The 15,839-nt window shown below is 56.2% G+C and carries 16 protein-coding genes and 1 pseudogene; 5 read left to right on the top strand and 12 right to left on the bottom strand.

What is annotated here, in order from left to right:
- Nucleotides 1-80 precede the first annotated feature (80 nt).
- Nucleotides 81-1,274: an MFS transporter gene (locus F9C28_RS03040; protein ID WP_199013749.1), complete on the top strand. Its 1,194-nt coding sequence runs from the start codon at nt 81-83 to the stop codon at nt 1,272-1,274.
- Between the two features lie 5 nt (nt 1,275-1,279).
- Here F9C28_RS03040 and F9C28_RS03035 read toward each other — a convergent pair whose 3' ends face one another.
- Complete coding sequence (locus F9C28_RS03035; RefSeq protein WP_199013747.1) at nt 1,280-1,987, bottom strand: CTP synthase C-terminal region-related (seleno)protein; 708 nt, start codon at nt 1,985-1,987, stop codon at nt 1,280-1,282.
- A 174-nt stretch (nt 1,988-2,161) separates the two neighbouring features.
- Here F9C28_RS03035 and F9C28_RS03030 point away from each other — a divergent pair, with 174 nt between their 5' ends.
- On the top strand, nt 2,162-2,521 hold the full coding sequence (locus tag F9C28_RS03030) for a DUF488 domain-containing protein (protein WP_199013871.1): 360 nt from the start codon (nt 2,162-2,164) through the stop codon (nt 2,519-2,521).
- 2 nt (nt 2,522-2,523) lie between these two features.
- Here F9C28_RS03030 and F9C28_RS20370 read toward each other — a convergent pair whose 3' ends face one another.
- Complete coding sequence (locus F9C28_RS20370) at nt 2,524-2,763, bottom strand: putative hemolysin (RefSeq protein WP_199013745.1); 240 nt, start codon at nt 2,761-2,763, stop codon at nt 2,524-2,526.
- Between the two features lie 363 nt (nt 2,764-3,126).
- Between F9C28_RS20370 and F9C28_RS03020 the strand changes: the two genes are divergently transcribed.
- The 3 genes from F9C28_RS03020 (at nt 3,127) to F9C28_RS03010 (ending at nt 5,879) form a co-directional block, all read left to right on the top strand.
- On the top strand, nt 3,127-3,300 hold the full coding sequence (locus tag F9C28_RS03020; protein WP_199013870.1) for a DUF2556 family protein: 174 nt from the start codon (nt 3,127-3,129) through the stop codon (nt 3,298-3,300).
- A gap of 567 nt (nt 3,301-3,867) precedes the next feature.
- Complete coding sequence (lpxP, locus tag F9C28_RS03015) at nt 3,868-4,791, top strand: kdo(2)-lipid IV(A) palmitoleoyltransferase (RefSeq protein ID WP_199013743.1); 924 nt, start codon at nt 3,868-3,870, stop codon at nt 4,789-4,791.
- Between the two features lie 290 nt (nt 4,792-5,081).
- Nucleotides 5,082-5,879, top strand: a complete 798-nt coding sequence (locus F9C28_RS03010; RefSeq protein ID WP_199013741.1) for a (S)-acetoin forming diacetyl reductase — start codon at nt 5,082-5,084, stop codon at nt 5,877-5,879.
- A gap of 134 nt (nt 5,880-6,013) precedes the next feature.
- Here F9C28_RS03010 and F9C28_RS03005 read toward each other — a convergent pair whose 3' ends face one another.
- From F9C28_RS03005 to F9C28_RS02960, 10 genes and pseudogenes are all read right to left on the bottom strand, one after another.
- Nucleotides 6,014-6,262, bottom strand: a complete 249-nt coding sequence (locus tag F9C28_RS03005; RefSeq protein WP_199013739.1) for a hypothetical protein — start codon at nt 6,260-6,262, stop codon at nt 6,014-6,016.
- A 320-nt stretch (nt 6,263-6,582) separates the two neighbouring features.
- The gene (locus F9C28_RS03000; RefSeq protein ID WP_199013737.1) at nt 6,583-8,025 is read right to left on the bottom strand and encodes an EAL domain-containing protein; all 1,443 of its coding nucleotides are present in this window, start codon (nt 8,023-8,025) and stop codon (nt 6,583-6,585) included.
- Between the two features lie 16 nt (nt 8,026-8,041).
- Nucleotides 8,042-8,947, bottom strand: a complete 906-nt coding sequence (locus F9C28_RS02995) for a fimbrial protein (protein WP_199013735.1) — start codon at nt 8,945-8,947, stop codon at nt 8,042-8,044.
- Between the two features lie 17 nt (nt 8,948-8,964).
- Nucleotides 8,965-9,468, bottom strand: a complete 504-nt coding sequence (gene fimG / locus F9C28_RS02990) for a type 1 fimbrial minor subunit FimG (RefSeq protein WP_199013734.1) — start codon at nt 9,466-9,468, stop codon at nt 8,965-8,967.
- A gap of 11 nt (nt 9,469-9,479) precedes the next feature.
- Nucleotides 9,480-9,980, bottom strand: coding sequence for a type 1 fimbrial adaptor subunit FimF (gene fimF / locus F9C28_RS02985; protein ID WP_233148882.1), 501 nt, complete (start codon nt 9,978-9,980; stop codon nt 9,480-9,482).
- Between the two features lie 52 nt (nt 9,981-10,032).
- On the bottom strand, nt 10,033-12,681 hold the full coding sequence (locus F9C28_RS02980) for a fimbrial biogenesis usher protein (protein WP_199013732.1): 2,649 nt from the start codon (nt 12,679-12,681) through the stop codon (nt 10,033-10,035).
- A gap of 72 nt (nt 12,682-12,753) precedes the next feature.
- A pseudogene (locus F9C28_RS02975) lies at nt 12,754-13,390 on the bottom strand (fimbria/pilus periplasmic chaperone).
- 130 nt (nt 13,391-13,520) lie between these two features.
- Nucleotides 13,521-14,060 carry a type 1 fimbrial minor subunit FimI gene (gene fimI, locus F9C28_RS02970; protein ID WP_199013869.1) on the bottom strand — a complete coding sequence of 180 codons (540 nt, stop codon included), beginning with the start codon at nt 14,058-14,060 and terminating at the stop codon, nt 13,521-13,523.
- Nucleotides 14,061-14,132: 72 nt separating this feature from the next.
- Complete coding sequence (gene fimA, locus F9C28_RS02965) at nt 14,133-14,681, bottom strand: type 1 fimbrial major subunit FimA (RefSeq protein WP_199013731.1); 549 nt, start codon at nt 14,679-14,681, stop codon at nt 14,133-14,135.
- A 465-nt stretch (nt 14,682-15,146) separates the two neighbouring features.
- The gene (locus tag F9C28_RS02960; RefSeq protein ID WP_199013728.1) at nt 15,147-15,731 is read right to left on the bottom strand and encodes a tyrosine-type DNA invertase; all 585 of its coding nucleotides are present in this window, start codon (nt 15,729-15,731) and stop codon (nt 15,147-15,149) included.
- Nucleotides 15,732-15,839 lie beyond the last annotated feature (108 nt).

Raw genomic sequence — 15,839 nt, 5'->3', positions numbered from 1 at the left:
TTTAGTCTGTTTATCGCCACGTCGGGAAGCCGTAAGGTATCTGTCGTTGAAAAACCGTGCGACACACTGAGGAATACCTGATGCCCACCACCACCCGCAGCCCGGGGCTATTTTTACTGCCCGGGATCCTGCTGATTGCCGCCACCCTGCGCGTCACCTTCACGGCCATTGCGCCGCTGCTGGACGAACTGCGCCACGACTACGGGCTAACCACCGCCCAGACCGGTATTCTGACCACGCTGCCCTTAATCACCTTTGCGCTGATCTCGCCGCTGGCGGCCGGTATTTCTCGCCGGCTGGGCACCGAACGCAGCCTGTTCCTCGCGATGTTATTGATCTGCGGCGGTATTGGCCTGCGATCTGCCGGTAGCCTGCCCCTGCTCTATGTCGGCACGGCGGTGATCGGTTGCGGCATCGCCCTCGGTAACGTGTTATTGCCCGCGCTGATTAAACAGCGCTTTGCGGATCAGGTAGCCCGGCTGACCGGGCGTTATTCCCTGACCATGGGGGTGGCCGCCGCCCTGGGCTCCCTGCTGATCGTCCCGATTGCCCAGGCCGGGTTGGGCTGGCGCGGAGCCTTCCTGGCGCTGATTATCTTCCCGCTGGCCGCGCTGTTAGTCTGGCTGCCCCAGTTACCCCAGCAAGCCAGCAACGGCGTGGGACGCAGCAGCGCCCTCAGCCAGCGCCAGATCTGGCGTACTCCGCTGGCGTGGCAAGTGACCTTTTTCCTCGGGCTGAACTCACTGATCTACTACGTGGTGATTGCCTGGCTTCCGGCTATCCTGGTCAATTACGGCTACAGCACTGCCGAAGCCGGCTCACTGCACGGTCTGCTGCAACTGGCCACCGCCGCGCCGGGGCTGGTGATAGGCCTGGTTATCAGCCGCCTGAAAGATCAGCGTGGTATTGCGCTGCTGGTGGGGTTACTCGGCGTGATAAGTCTGCTGGGGTTGTGGCTCAGCCCGGGGCTGGCCAGCTTGTGGATTGTGTTGTACGGGTTTAGCTCCGGTGCCACCATGATCCTCGGGCTGGTGTTTATCGGCCTGCGCGCCAGTAGCGCCCACCAGGCCGCCGCGCTGTCCGGTATGGCCCAGTCAGTGGGTTACTTACTGGCCGCTTTCGGGCCACCGCTGATGGGGCGGCTGCATGACATCACCCATAGCTGGGCCCTGGCGCTGATGGTGTGTGCTCTGCTCTCGGCGCTGATGGCCCTCTCCGGCATGCTGGCGGGGCGCGATCGGGTTATCGACTTGCCCCAGCCAGCACAGCCATAAGCGGCTTAGCGCGCCGCGACGCGCACAAAGGCCTGTACCAGCGGCGATGGCCGCCCTTCAAGGGCGTGGCGTTCATGCTGGAATAAGGTCGCCACAAAGAACGGGTGGGTGGTCAGTTCTACCGCCCGGATCTCCCCCTGTTCATCCCAGCCGGTGACTTTTAATGGCTGATGGGTCAGTTGCTCACTGAACAGCGGGGAGACCCCGTAATTACAGTGGTATTTTTCACTGATTTCCGCTTTCCCGTAGGCCCGGGCAATGGCAGTCCCCTGGCGCAATTCAATGGTGTCCTGGGCCTCTACCAGGCTACAGGCCAGCGGGGCGATAACTGTCCAGCCTTCGCTGGCCGTCTCCCCGTGGGTGGCATCCTCGCGGCCCAGCACATTACGGGCGTATTCAACAATGGCGTGCTGGAATCCTCCACAGGTTCCCAGGAAAGGCACCGCATTCTCCCGGGCGTAGCGCACTGCCCTGATCGCCCCTGCTTCGCTGCGATACGGGCTCCCGGGTACCACCCAGATGGCGTCAAATTCCGCCAGTTGCTCATCGTGGTGCAGCGCGTCTGTGGCCAGCCACTCATACTGGGCCAGCACATCGTTAACGGCGGCAGCATCGTCGAGGGCTAACGGAATCGCCTGATGGGCGGTAATCTCGGGGCTGTAGTCCCCAACCAGGGCAATACGGATAACGGGGATATGGCTTGAATCAGTCATAGAAAGGGACCTTATGGTGAAGGATGGAACGGGCACATAAGGAACCTCAGCGTACAGAAGCGCCCCGCTAATGGCAATCAGAATATCCCCCTGCCGGGATGGCTTGAATCTGCATAATCCACGGCATTACACTGGCAGCCAGGCATCCACAGCAAATCAATAGCGAGGATCATGATGATCAGGTGTAAACGGGTATACGACGCCCCGGCAGCAGACGATGGCTACCGGGTGCTGGTGGATAAACTGTGGCCCAGAGGGATTAAAAAAGAGGCGCTGCACTACGATGAATGGTGTAAGTCATTAACCCCCTCCAGCCCGATACGCCAGCAGTGGCACCGCGAGATTATCGACTTTGCGGGGTTCCGGGCGCTCTACCGCCAGGAGCTGGCGGGTAACCCCGATCTCGATCGCCTGGCGCGTATTAGCGAGCAGCAGCCGCTCACCTTGCTGTATGGCGCCAAAAACACCCATCAAAACCATGCCCTGGTACTGGCAGAGATGATAGCCGGGCGGCTCAGCCCCACTCCGGCCTGAGTTCACCGGGGGTGGTCGCGGTGGAACAGCGCCCATTCATCAATGACCTCACCGCCGGGTAAGTGGCAGTTATTACTCACCCCACTAGCGTAATGGACCTGGCGCAGAGTGCCGCCTTGCTGCAGGCAATATACTGACGCCGGGTTCGCCATTCCCGCTGCCCCGGGGGCGGTTACCGGTGCTGCCGTGCTGGTGCAGCCCGTGAAGATAAGCGCGCTAATTACTGCCAGATATTTACCCATGTTGTCTCCTGCCTGTTAGCCACCGTCGGGCCACCTGCCGCGGCCCGCTGGAAATATTAACCGTAGATAAACATACCGCAAGCGGCTTATCTCTCCTTAGTTTCTCCATCTTAGCTGCACGATTACCGGTTATGGTAGCGGTGCTCTGCGGTATCTCCGGGGAGCATCATTCCATAATCAATGATATTTGGCCGCGTTTCCCCCTGATTCGCGGCCTTTTTTTTATTTTTCGCCTTCTCCGCCCGCCATGCACACCTCCATTGCACCCCCGCCAGGCCCGTGCTAATTTGCAGCCTCGTTTATGGTATCGTGTGCGTACACTGCCGCCACGGCTGACTGATCGTAAGGAACGTTAAGGTTATGCTGAACAAGAAAGTTTTCTGGCTGTGCGGCGTCGCACTCTCCGCAATTCTCTTTGATGCGCTGATCATGTACCTGATCGAGTGGCTCAGTGCCGAGCCGCCGCGCTGCCGCAATATGAACTCCGTTAACCCACTGAAACTGGTGGATTGCCGCACCCTGGAAAACGCCGAATAATCACCGGACCGGCCAGATAACGTGATCCCGTATCGGGACACCACCGGCCACACCCGCTATGATAGCGCACGCGTTGTAACAGGCATGACGTACCAGACGCCAGGCCACGGGAATAAAGCGACAGGAATACCTAATGAAAAAGACCACTATTTTCTTCATTGTGCTGGCACTGGCAGTGGTGGCGTTTGACTATTTCAGTAAATAACCAGCTGCAGGCGGCCAGCAGGTAACCGGTCGTCTGCGGTTACATCTGACCACTGTTTTGTGATGTATTAATGTGTAGATCCCGTCATTACGCGGCAGTTACAGCATTTACCACTGAATTCATCAACAAAATATTGTTTATTCACTGGCTGGATAACAATATTTTTGATAATTAATTTATCAAAATCATCAAGATACGCCGATTATTCTTCTGTGTAACAACCACAACATTTATAACACATTTCTCCATGATTTCATCCTATTCCTGGGGGCGAACTGTGGTTAAATAGCGTTGTTCAAGAGCCGTGTAGCGCTCGCTCACCCCAACGCACACATCCCCCTTCTCCTTCGCAGATTATTATAATGACACAACATCAACGTTTTACCCCTGCGCTGCTGCATCCGCGCTACTGGCTCACATGGTTTGGATTAGGCGTGCTGTGGCTACTGGTTCAGCTCCCTTACCCGTGGATATCCGCCATCGGCCGCTGGTCTGGCCGCACCTCACGCCGCTTTCTGGCTCGTCGGGAACGGATCGCCCGCCAGAATATCGCGCTATGTTTTCCTGAACTGACAGAACAAAAACGCGAAGAGCTGATCACACAGAATTTTGTCTCGCTGGGTATGGCGCTGCTGGAAACCGGCATGGCCTGGTTCTGGTCAGATAAACGCCTGCGCCGCTGGTTCAGTGTTGATGGCCTTCAGAACCTGGTTGATGCCCAGCAACATAAACGTGGCGTACTGGTGATCGGCGTTCATTTTATGTCCCTGGAGTTGGGTGGCCGGATTATGGGGATCTGCCAGCCGATGATGGCGGTGTATCGTCGCCACAACAGCCCGCTGCTGGAGTGGGTCCAGACCAAAGGGCGGATGCGCTCCAATAAAGGCATGATCGATCGCCGCCACCTGAAAGAGATGGTCAACGCCCTGAAACAGGGGGAAGCGGTCTGGTTCGCGCCGGATCAGGACTACGGCCCTAAAGGCAGCTGTTTTGCCCCGTTTTTTGCGGTCCCCAATGCGGCCACCACCAATGGTACCTATGTTTTATCGCGGCTCTCTAATGCCGCCATGCTGACCATCACCATGGTACGTAAACCGCATGATCGCGGCTACCAGTTGGTGATTGAACCGGAACTGCACGACTATCCGGCCAGCGATGAGTCTGCCGCTGCCGCATGGATGAACCGGATCATTGAACGCGAAATTATGCGGGCACCGGAGCAATATTTATGGGTGCATCGCCGTTTTAAAACCCGCCCCGGCGGCAGTGCGTCACTTTACGTATAATCCCATCATCCCGGGCGAATAATGGTTCATTGTCATTATAATCACCAATAGTGACAATAACCGATTCCCCACCACCCGATATTCTCCCCTCCGGCCGCGATTTATTGCGTCTTGTCATGGCAAACAATAACACGCGGGAAAATCTATTCTTTATGGTCGATGACACACATTTTTTTTGCTATACCAGACCAGGACATATTCACCACCGTGATATGTCTGCCTGTGATTTTTTGTCGCAGTTATTAATTTCAGATTCATTGCGCAAGCAAACATTATGTAAGGACTGAAATATGAATACAGTAGCAAAAGTCGCCGTGGTTACCGGCGCGGGTCAGGGTATTGGCCGGGCAATTGCGTGTCGTCTGGCAAAAGATGGCTTTCAAGTTGGCTGCCTGGATTTCAATAACGAAACCGCACAGCAAACCGTGAAATTAATCGAAGATCAGGGCGGTAGCGCCCTTGCCGTAAAAGTGGACGTGGCCAATCGCGACCAGGTGATTGCTGCCGTGGATGCCGTCGTGGCACGCTATGGCCGCCTGGATGTCATGGTCAATAATGCCGGCCTGGGGCCAACAACACCGCTGGAAGATATCACCCCGGAACTTTACCACAAGGTCTTTGATGTCAATGTCGGCGGCGTCTATTGGGGTATCCAGGCCGCATTAAAACATTTTAGCGCCCGGACCCCGGCGCGCCGCGGCGATATTGTCGGCAAAATTATCAATGCCTCCCCACAGGCAGGCCAGGTGGGGAACCCCGATTTAGCCGTCTACGGCGCCACTAAATTTGCAGTGCGCGGTATCACCCAAACTGCCGCCCGGGATCTGGCCGCCAGGGGGATCACGGTCAATGCCTATTGCCCGGGTATCGTGCGGACCCCAATGATGGAAGGTATTGCCCAAAAAGTGGCTGATGAAAACGGCCAATCCCTCGAATGGGGGCTGGAACAGTGGGCTAAAAACGTGGCGCTGGGGCGGATCTCCGAATCGGAAGACGTGGCGGCCTGTGTGTCCTATCTGGCGGGGCCGGACTCTGACTATATGACCGGGCAAGCGCTGATTATTGATGGCGGTATGGTATTTAATTAATCTCTCGCGGTATTCCGGTGAATAACCCGACTGTGCATTAAATAATACGTTTATTATGTGTACTGCCGAGTTATCCTCACTATAAAAAGGCCCATTTGCGGGCCTTTTTATCTGGGGTAGAATTAATGTTCAGATTAATGACCGAAACGGGGCGGTGTAATACGACGTCTGACCCAAAAGATCATCGACATCGCCCATGATGGGGCAAGGTGAAAAAGGCCCCACGCCAGCCAGCTGGTTAACACATAGCCACCAAGGGAGCCGGCGTGGCCGCTGTTCCAGGCGAAATATGCGACAGATGTCCAGCCTACAAACCCCAGAATAATCCAGGTGAAGGCTAATTTTCCAAAATGTCTGCTAGTGAAATCAATTAAGTCAGCCATATTTCCCTCTCCACGACAACACAACATTGCTTTACTGTAAGTTAAGATAGTGCTGGAACTTTTTTATTGATGGGGTTCACAAAAGTTCAAGTATCTTAATAATTCACACTAAAATGTGGACTTTTGCGGGACAATTAATTTACTGAATATCAGATGGGGAAATATCCCCCCGGGAAATTAAAAATAGACTATACTTATACCGCGAGTAACTGTTTTTGATAAAAAAGTATCAGCCGTTATTTGTTAATAGCATCACTGATATATTGACCGCCGGGCAATTTACCTGACAACGAGCGTTATAATAGATAAGAATTATCTTGCTATTTTACCGTATCGTCGGATAAAAAATGGTCAATAAGCGCGGGCAAATATTCCCGGGTTACCGGCGGTGAGAATAAATACCCCTGGAAATGCGTGATCCCCAACACCTCAAGTAATCTACGTTTTTCCTGGCTATCCACCCCTTCCGCAATACAGCCACTGCCGGTCAGCCGGCAATAATACACCAGTGTTTTTATCAGGTTACGGGCATGATCATCGTGTTGTGCATCGCTGACAATACTCATATCCAGCTTATATGCATTAAAATGCGCGGTCCTCACGGGGAAAAAAACGCTATTACGCGAGAAGCAGTCATCAAGCATCACCCGGACCCCCGCCTGTTGCAGCTGCTCAAGGTTCGCCGCCGCCCGGGGGAAACGGTTGAGATCAAGCGTTTCAGTAAATTCCAGTACCAGCCGCGCGGCCCACTGGGGCTGGTGCAACTGCGCCGTAGCCGCCTTCACCATGGCCAGCAGGTGCCGTTCCCGGGCGACGCTGGCGGGGATATTAGCCGTAAAGTAGAACGCCCCGGCATACTGATTAATCCCGCACACCGCTTCCTGAAGAACCCAGGCCGTCAGCTGCTGCCACACGATGTCAGCCTGGAGATGGGGTAAAAACTCCCCGGGCAATAACAGACTATTGTCGTTGCATCGCCAGCGCGCCAGGATCTCAACCCCTTTCAGCCGCCGGTTGTTGTCGACAATCGGCTGGAACACCGGAATTATCTGCTGCTCACTGATGGCGCGCATAAATGCCCGCTCAAAGGCCGATAGCGTCACCAGCGACCGGTGCCTGGGGAGTGATTTGGGGAACCTGGCCGCTAGCTCGGGATGGTACTCAACCATTTTTTTCAGCCCTGATGTCTTCTGGCGATAAAGGGTTTTCAGGCTAATGCCGCGCCGTTTTACTTGCTCATGAATATTTTTGCCGCGCAGCATATCCAGCGCGGTTTGCAGTTCAGCCCGGGTCAGCCCTTCACTGGGTATTCTGCGCCGCTCAGCATCCTCCAGAAAGAGTTGTTTCAGCAGCGGGCAATAGCGAAAACGCTGCTGCATCAGCCCCGCCAGGCGCGGATAGGGTAAGTCCGAGGGCGCCGCGTGAACCGCGGACAGTTGCCGGGGGTTCCCTACCCAGTTGAGCAGCGTTTTCCATAACCAGGCCGCCGGGCTGCGGCTGAGGATCAACACCGGCAGGGGTTTTTCTGCCAGGGCTATCAGCACCGCCACCTGGTGCAGCGTGGCCAGCCCCCAGTAGGGTTCCCCCGGCAGGAAGACCACCAGCCGCTTCACATCTGCGGTCATAAACCGCGGCCCGTTGCCCTGCCCTTCAGCAGGCAGCAGTGATACGGGCTGCTGGTCTGACGCCATCAACAGCCGTAGCCCATTCGCGGCCCAGTGGCACGGCGAGAGTACATAATCCTGAATAACACGCTCCCGCATAACACGCTGATCATGATTACGGGTAAACAAAGGTCACCCCGATAATTGACTGGACGTTGCCTGCGGTCACCTGCCCGGTGGTGCGGGCATAGGTGGCGGTTAACCCAAGGTTCACCGCCGAGGTCCCCACGGTGCCAAGCGAGACGGGATTATTAGCGGCCACCGCGCTGCCGTTATGGGTCATTTGCACCCCAATCCCCTGAGCGGCGGACGCTGATGCGGTGTTGGTGAACACGGTATTGGCGGTATCCGCCGTGGTACCGGAAAGGTAATAACTGATGCGCTGGTTCTGCGCGCAGCGTACCGTTACCGGTACCGCCATCGATCCCGGGTAATTCGGCAGGGTCACCGTCACATCACGGGCAGAAACATCACAGCCCCCGGTCGGGACCACCACATTGTTGTTGGCATAAATATTCCAGATAAACTGGAAGGAGTCGCCGCTGAAGTTATTGGTCTGATGCAGGATCAGCACCGCAATCAGCGAACCGGCGCTAATGGTGACCCCACCCGCGGTACTAATGGGGGTTAAATACAGCGCCGTGGGCCAGGGTCTGTCTGTTCTGGAGTCATAGACCACCCGGGGCGTTTCCGAGTTAGTCGGGAACTGGTAGGAGCTGCCGTTATATTTCACCGTACCGGAGAAACTGGACAGCACCCCACCGTATGCCGATCCCAGCTGGAGAGTCGCGTAATCGGTCATTTTTTCCGGGTAGTCGTTATGGCAGAAAATTTGGGTCGACAGATCCACCACCAGGTTTTGCCCCACGCTCACGGCGGGGGCCAGATCGACATACACATTGGCAGAACCGCCGCCAATGGGGACAGTGGCGCCGCTGGCGGTTTTGCAGGCGAATGACCAGGCACTCACCGACCAGCCCAGCAACAACAGCGTGCTGAACAGGGTTAGTATTTTTTTCATTCACTGACTCTCCTGACTCAGGCCCAGGTGTAGGTGACATTGATCACCCCCTGGATGGTTCCCTGGGTAGCGCCGCCTTTCACCGACAGCGCCCTGACTTGCAGCGGAAAACTGGCGGCCTGGGTTGTGCCGTTGACCGTCACCGTTTTATTGCTGCCGTTATTGAGTGTGGCGCCAGCGTTGTCCTGTAACTCCAGTTGAATATTGCCTGCAGTCCCCTGATTCTTGTAATAGCCGGTACTGTCGGCGGTACCGCTAAATGTGGCGGTCACCCGTGATGTCCCCACCGGGCAGTTACTGAGGTTAAGGGTCACGTTATACCAGGCTGAACTGGCCCCGGCAGAAGCCAGACTGAAGGTGTACAAATCGTCCAACGGCACGTTGGGGGTAGGCGTGGACACCGTACAGGGCCCGGCCACCACCCGCCCGTTTACCGTGATGGTGATATCCGCTGCCGGGGAAAAAAGCGGGGCCGGGCCCAGTAATCCCGCCAGCAGCCATGCCGCATAATGCCGTTTCATTTTTCCTCCGGTTACTGAAATTCGAGTGTAAAAGTCGCTGTGGCTCTGACATGCCCGGCACTGACCGGTAGCCGGGTCGCCATCAGGCGGGCATAAAAGTTCAGGGTGTTGGTTTGCCCATGATTCAGCGCGGTCCACGGGATCGCGGACGACGGGGCATTCAGCGCCAGCGCGTGCTGGCGGGCATCGAGGATTTGGATCCCCAGCCCGGTGGCCGACGCCGCGCCGCTGTCCAGCCTCAGCAGGCTGGTGTTACTGGTATCGGCATTACCGGTAAAGCCAATTTTTACCGCGCTCACCGCACTGCCGCAGGGCGACAGTACAATCCGAAACGGCACCAGCGCCGTCGTGGACCCGACGGCAGAAAACTGCTTTGACGGGTTATTCATCAGGTCGACCGTGAAGTCTTTTGATTCACTGCCCACCGCACAGGCGTTATCCCGGACATTGCCGCTGATGGTGATGGTGCTGTCCGCCCCCTGGGCATAACCGGCCATCAGTGCCAGTATCATGGCCAGGACGCCCCCCCGTGCAGAATGTAATAGTGCTGTCATCATCGGCTCCTTAGCGGCACACAGCGGACAGCTGGGTCAGCAGTGGTTGTTTATCCTGATCCGCCAGCCGGTACTGCGCCACACAGCGGGTATCCGGCGTCTCCCCCCATACCGCCTGCACCTTGCCCTGGCGCGGCATCCCGCTCAGGTAGACCTGGCCGTTATCCGCCACAATACTGCCCCCCTGGCTATTACCCGTGCTCACCGTGGCCCCAAAGGGAACCGGCTTGCCGTTATGGGTCAGCGTCAGCAACATTTTCACCCCCACATGGGCATTGAAATCGGCCCGGACAATCGCGCCGTGGGTTGGCACCACGTTAACCACCGCGTCATCCAGGTCGACGTTATCCGCCAGGGTGTTGGTATCCAGCGCAATCCGGTTTTCACGGTATTCCGTGGCGTAAGGGATAACCCCATAGCCCCGCCAGTCGGTATACACCCCGGTCTGGTTCTCCACCCGGGCATTCCCGGCCCCCGGCGCTTTGATAAGCACCACGGTATCGTTCAGGGGCTGGCTAAGGGTGATGCCATTGGCATGGGCCAGAACGCCGCCGCTGACGCCGTAATACAGCTGCTTAATACCGTCGCCACGGCTGTAACCGAGGTTGGCATTGCCGTACCCCCCGCGATAGTTCAGGGCCGCATAACCGGTATCACCACTGTTGCCATTACCGCCGGCCGCGTAGCCCGTCTGCACGCTATAACTGAGGTTATTATCATCCAGCAGGGTGCCGTACAGCCCTGCCAGATTTGTCATCCGGCCATTCAGGTCGTGCGACATGCTGTAACTGGCGCTGGCGTGGCGCCAGACGGACTGGCTGTCGGAGCGCAACCAGTGGCTGAAGGGAATATTGACGTTAACCGCCAGCATTTGATCCCGCCCGTGCTGCCAGGCGTTTTTGGTCAGGCTATAGCTCACCGTCCAGTTGATATCATCAATGGCCGCGTTCAGCCCGGTTTGCAGTTGCTGATCAGTGCGTCCCGTCCCCCAGTAGCTCTGGTGGCTACCGCTCAGGTATAACGTCGCGGTACGCCCCAGCTGTTGGGTAACGCTGGCCTGGATACGGCCGCGCTTGCTGTAGGCCAGGTTGTAGTAATCGGTAAACTTCGGTTTCATCTCAACCACCCCGTCCTGGGTTTCGACGTTATACCCACTCATCCGGCGGTAGGTGGTATCCGCAAAGCTGAAATAGCCTTCGGTGGAATAGCGGTAGCCCACCAGCTGAATATTGGTGCCGGTATCATTGAGCGATTTGTTATACAGAAAGCGCAGAGACTGGCCCTGGTGTTGGCTGTCATCCGGCAGGGTGGCGTTCGCCTGGGTGATATCCACGGATATCGCCCCAAACTCGCCGAGGTTTTTCCCTATCCCAACGTTAAAAGCCCGGTAGCGATCGGCCAGTTGGGTTCCCCCATACAGGGTCCAGCCCGCCGCAAAGCCACGCAGCGCCGTGCCCTGGAAAAACCGGGGCTTTTCCTGTTGCCCACCGCCACTGCGAAACTCCCCGGCGGTCAGCGCAAAACGGGTATGGCCTTCACGCTGCAGGTTCGGCACCGTGGACCAGGGCACCGTGAAGACCTGGTTACTGCCGTCGGTTTCTTTAATGGTGACCTGGAGATCACCGCCGTTCCCCGCCGCATAGAGATCATTGATGGTAAATGGCCCTGGCGGCACCGTGCTCTGATAGATTTCATAGCCATTTTGCCGGATAGACACCTGAGCAGTACCCCGGGCGATACCGTGAATAACCGGGGCAAACCCTTTTTGGCTGTCCGGCAGCATATTGTCATCGGAGGCCAGCTGCGCACCGCGAAAGTTAATACCGTCGAACACATCGCCATTGGTATAGCTGTCCCCCAGCGTCAGCCGCGAGCGCAGTGAGGTAATATCGCGTTCCAGCCAGCTATTGACGTGCTGCCATTTATTTTCGTGGGTGGCCGCCCCGCCGCTGCTGTAGCTCCAGGTCGAGTTATCCCGCAGGCGCCAGGCGCCGATATTGAGGCCGCTCTGTAAATTCAGATACGCATAATTACTGGTGCCCCCGGTACGGTTATGGACATTATTCCCGGTGAGGTTGTAGTTGAGCAGACCGGCGGTGATGCCGTTATCCCACAATTCCGGTGGAATATACCCACGGGCGCGGTTGCCCATAAATGCCTGGGGCACTGTGAGGTACAGCCGTTGCTGGCCGACATCAAAGCGGCTGGTGGCATCCTTGATAATCCCGGTCAAGGGGACACAGGCATCCGCTGCCAGTACCGCCATTCCGTCAACCGCGGCGGTATTGATCCCCATCCCCGCCAGTTGCCCCCGGGTCAGACACGGCACCAGGCCGTGGCCGCCTTCCCCGGCGTTGAACGCCACATCCCGGGTGGTCATAAAACCATCATTCAGGTAAATATCGACACGGTACGTCCCCGGCGGGACTTCCTGGCCTTTCTCAAACCCGGAGAGATCCGCCACCGCCGCGGGGTCATCTGCCAGAAAGCGCGGGTTAAAATAGAGATCCCCCCCGGGGGCACTGGCCTGTACTGATGCCGCCGGTAACGCCAGCCAAATGGCAAAGAAGAGAGGCGTAACAGTAAAAACAGAACCCGGAGTGTTGTGCCCGGCGCACCGGGCTCCCCGGTGACCCACCCCATATTGTAAATGTGACATAGTCCCTCCGGTCAACATCGCCCGGCTGTCAGTGCTTTTTATTCCCTGGGGAAGTGGTGTGTCCCCTTGCGGTTACAGCGTGCCTTTCATTTTTGGGGTCAGTGCGCCGTAGTCATTGATGGTCCGGTAGGTGATGGTGCTCCCGGCGTCTGGCGGCAGATTCACCCGGGTTTGCCCCATGGGGGGGGACCAGCGCATTATCCAGCCCACGGGTGCCCGCATTAAGTTCGGTCACCGTCAGAAAATACGGCGTGGGATTGTTCAGGACCAGCGCGTTACCGCTACGGCTAAAAGTTAACTTTTCGGCGGCCTGATCCGGCGGCAGCGCCAGTTTTGCCGGGCGGTAATAGAGTTTGATTCGGCTGATAATCGCCAGTTGCAGCGTGTTATCGCTGAGTTTGGCTTTATCCATCGAGGGGATAGCTTTCACATTTACCCAAAACAGGCTTTCCCTATCCTGGGGTAACTGGTTATTGGTGGCGTCGACAATGCGCAGGGTGTTCTCTTTTTTACCCTGCATGGCAAACAGCGGCGGTGTTATCACAAAGCGGCTGTCTTTATCGCCGGCGGCATTTTCAATCCACGACTGAATCAAATAGGTGCTGCTGTCATCGTTGTTTGTCACCGCCAGCTGTACCTGTTTATTCCCCGCCGGGTAAATAACCCGGGTAGCACCCAGCGCCACCCCGGCCTGTGCCTGCGGCATCATTCCCAGCGTGGCCACCAGCAATAATCCCGCCAGTAAACCGCGCGCGATATCCCCTTTATTTCTCACACTTACCTCTTTTTTCTCTCTTGTTGTGCGTCTGTGCCGAATTGGCGCAATGGCGGCGGGCCTGCTACTGGTACGTCAGGGAGAACCACGCCTGGGCATTTGCCACACCGCCCACCACCTGGCGGCTGGTTGCCCGGTACTTCGCGACAAAATGGAGCGTTGTCGGCCCGGCGTATAACCGGGTCCATGTTTGTGGTGGCGCGTTAAGCGGCAGCAGGCGGTCCTTATCATCAAACAGCGCAATGCCAACGCCCGAGGCAATCCCGTCCCCTTCCCCCACTGAGAGCACATCAGGATTTTTACCATCGGCAACCCCCTGAAATGCCACGCCAACCCGCTGGCTGACCGCTGTCGTACAGTCCTGAAGGTGAATCTCAAAAGCCACGGGATTGCTGTCCTCGCCCACAGCGTGAAAGCGGTTACTGCTGATTTGCCCCATGTTGACCGTCATCTGACGATCCCCGGTGTCAACCCGGCAGGACTCAGCGATAATGACCCCCTGAAAGCGCATTTCACCACCGGGCAATAGCACGTTCCACCGGTTACCGGCCTGGACACTCAGCGGCAGCAACATCAGTAACCATCCGGCTTTCATCCCTTGCATCGTTATCACCCCAGTCCCTCTGTGTATAGCGGGCCCTCCTGGCCCGGATAGCATCCCTGTCTGGTTACTGACTTACTGGTACTGCACTTTAAAGGTGGCGTCGGCGTTGGCCGTGCCTGCTGTTGCCGCGCCAGTCGCGTAATAACGTGCCTGAAACGGAATGACGTTGGTCCCGTCGTTCAGTACCGTTGCACTGCTGAAGGTTTCCCCGTCCAGACCCAGCGGAGTGCCGGTGCGATCGAGAATCTGTACGCCGACATTGGTCGCGCCGCCCGCTGCGGAACCCTGCAGGGCCAGTACGGTGGTATTGGTGCTGTTCACCGCCGTCCCGGAGAAGGCAACCGAGGCTTTAGTGGAAACGGTGGTATGGCAATCATCCAGCTGGATGTTGAACCCAACCGGCGAGCTGGTGCTGCCAGCGGTCGCCAGTTTTGCTGAACGGACCGGCCCCAGTTGCACGGACTGATCGATAGAGCCAGCATCGACAGCACAGGCGGCGTTAACAATTTCGCCTTTAAAATGCACAGTACCGCCGTTAACCGTGGCCGTATCGGCCAGGGCCGCCGCAGAGCACAGGGACAGACCTGACAGAACAACAATTGCCAGTGCTTTGATTTTCATGTCTTTTTCCTTTGAACAAAATCAATATTACGAACCTTATTTGGCAGCCAGTGCACCATCCAGGCATCCCTCTGGTCCGTCTCATGATCTGGCTGCCGGTTCTGCACGTTTTTCACCCAATTAATGGGACAATTGGGGCCAAACCGTTTACATGATAAAAATGTTTTATAATTTTTTGCAACCAATAAGTGTGAACTTTATTAAAAAAATTAATTATCAGACTTATTTTCATAAGTTTATTTTAAGCGCTTTCTTTACATTCCCGCCTGATAACCTCCCGACTGCCCGGCAGTATCGCACGTTATCCCCCGCATTTTCTGCTTTTTATCTCGGTAATTTACTAGATTTAGCATCTTAAAAATCATCAATTCAAAGAACTAATCACCAACCATACCGCTAAAAAGTCAAAAAATAAGCCATTTATAACGATGGGTCAAAATGGCCCCAATTGACTTGTTCGCAATTTCATTTTTCCTTTTCAATCAACGTATTAAGCCAATATCGCTGTTCCTGTAAATTTTTCTCCAGCAAATTATTCCGATCCCATAATCCGGCAAACCGGGCGGCATTACTGGCGGTATAGCGTACCGTATGGCGGATATTACGATGGCCAAGATAATCCTGGATCAACCGGGTGTCGGTTCCCCTTTCCGCCAGCTCATAACCACAGGCGTGGCGCAGCATGTGCGGATGGGTACTGGTGGCGGTACCTGCCTCCTCGCCAGCGCTGCGGATAATCCGGTAAGCCTGCTGGCGGGAAAGCGGTGTCCCGCGGCGGGAAATAAAAATCGCATCGGTTTTATGGGCCGCATGCCAGTTTTTACGTGCCCGGCTCCAGCTTTCGATGGCATCACGTTTATCGGGCATCAGCGGATGAATGGTCGAAAAGCCATTTTTCAGGCGCCGGATATTGATTCGCCCTTCAGTGAGATCCAGGTCCCGGTAATGCAGATCAAGCAGCTCACTAATACGCATACCGTGGCGGAATGCCAGCAGGATCAGACAATAGTCCCGTTCCCCGGTAGCCCCCCGCCTTACGGCCTGCATCATGGCCAGCACGGCTTTGTTGAATAAATCGAACTTTTAGCCGAAATTAGGATCAGATCACCACACTCCTGACCCTGTAGCGACATCCTGTGACAAAGCAAAAGTTCAAAA

The organism is Shimwellia pseudoproteus (genome assembly GCF_016415625.1).
Taxonomy (GTDB): domain Bacteria; phylum Pseudomonadota; class Gammaproteobacteria; order Enterobacterales; family Enterobacteriaceae; genus Shimwellia; species Shimwellia pseudoproteus.
Note: the sequence above shows the minus strand (reverse complement) of the source record. Positions and strands in the feature narration are given on the sequence as shown.

What these genes read in the sequence shown, in the direction of transcription:
- F9C28_RS03040 (WP_199013749.1), top strand. Translation starts at nt 81, where the DNA reads ATGCCCACCACCACCCGCAGCCCGGGGCTATTTTTACTGCCCGGGATC.
- F9C28_RS03035 (WP_199013747.1), bottom strand. Translation starts at nt 1,987, where the DNA reads ATGACTGATTCAAGCCATATCCCCGTTATCCGTATTGCCCTGGTTGGG.
- F9C28_RS03030 (WP_199013871.1), top strand. Translation starts at nt 2,162, where the DNA reads ATGATCAGGTGTAAACGGGTATACGACGCCCCGGCAGCAGACGATGGC.
- F9C28_RS20370 (WP_199013745.1), bottom strand. Translation starts at nt 2,763, where the DNA reads ATGGGTAAATATCTGGCAGTAATTAGCGCGCTTATCTTCACGGGCTGC.
- lpxP (WP_199013743.1), top strand. Translation starts at nt 3,868, where the DNA reads ATGACACAACATCAACGTTTTACCCCTGCGCTGCTGCATCCGCGCTAC.
- F9C28_RS03010 (WP_199013741.1), top strand. Translation starts at nt 5,082, where the DNA reads ATGAATACAGTAGCAAAAGTCGCCGTGGTTACCGGCGCGGGTCAGGGT.
- F9C28_RS03005 (WP_199013739.1), bottom strand. Translation starts at nt 6,262, where the DNA reads ATGGCTGACTTAATTGATTTCACTAGCAGACATTTTGGAAAATTAGCC.
- F9C28_RS03000 (WP_199013737.1), bottom strand. Translation starts at nt 8,025, where the DNA reads ATGCGGGAGCGTGTTATTCAGGATTATGTACTCTCGCCGTGCCACTGG.
- F9C28_RS02995 (WP_199013735.1), bottom strand. Translation starts at nt 8,947, where the DNA reads ATGAAAAAAATACTAACCCTGTTCAGCACGCTGTTGTTGCTGGGCTGG.
- fimG (WP_199013734.1), bottom strand. Translation starts at nt 9,468, where the DNA reads ATGAAACGGCATTATGCGGCATGGCTGCTGGCGGGATTACTGGGCCCG.
- fimF (WP_233148882.1), bottom strand. Translation starts at nt 9,980, where the DNA reads ATGATACTGGCACTGATGGCCGGTTATGCCCAGGGGGCGGACAGCACC.
- F9C28_RS02980 (WP_199013732.1), bottom strand. Translation starts at nt 12,681, where the DNA reads ATGTCACATTTACAATATGGGGTGGGTCACCGGGGAGCCCGGTGCGCC.
- fimI (WP_199013869.1), bottom strand. Translation starts at nt 14,060, where the DNA reads ATGCAAGGGATGAAAGCCGGATGGTTACTGATGTTGCTGCCGCTGAGT.
- fimA (WP_199013731.1), bottom strand. Translation starts at nt 14,681, where the DNA reads ATGAAAATCAAAGCACTGGCAATTGTTGTTCTGTCAGGTCTGTCCCTG.
- F9C28_RS02960 (WP_199013728.1), bottom strand. Translation starts at nt 15,731, where the DNA reads ATGATGCAGGCCGTAAGGCGGGGGGCTACCGGGGAACGGGACTATTGT.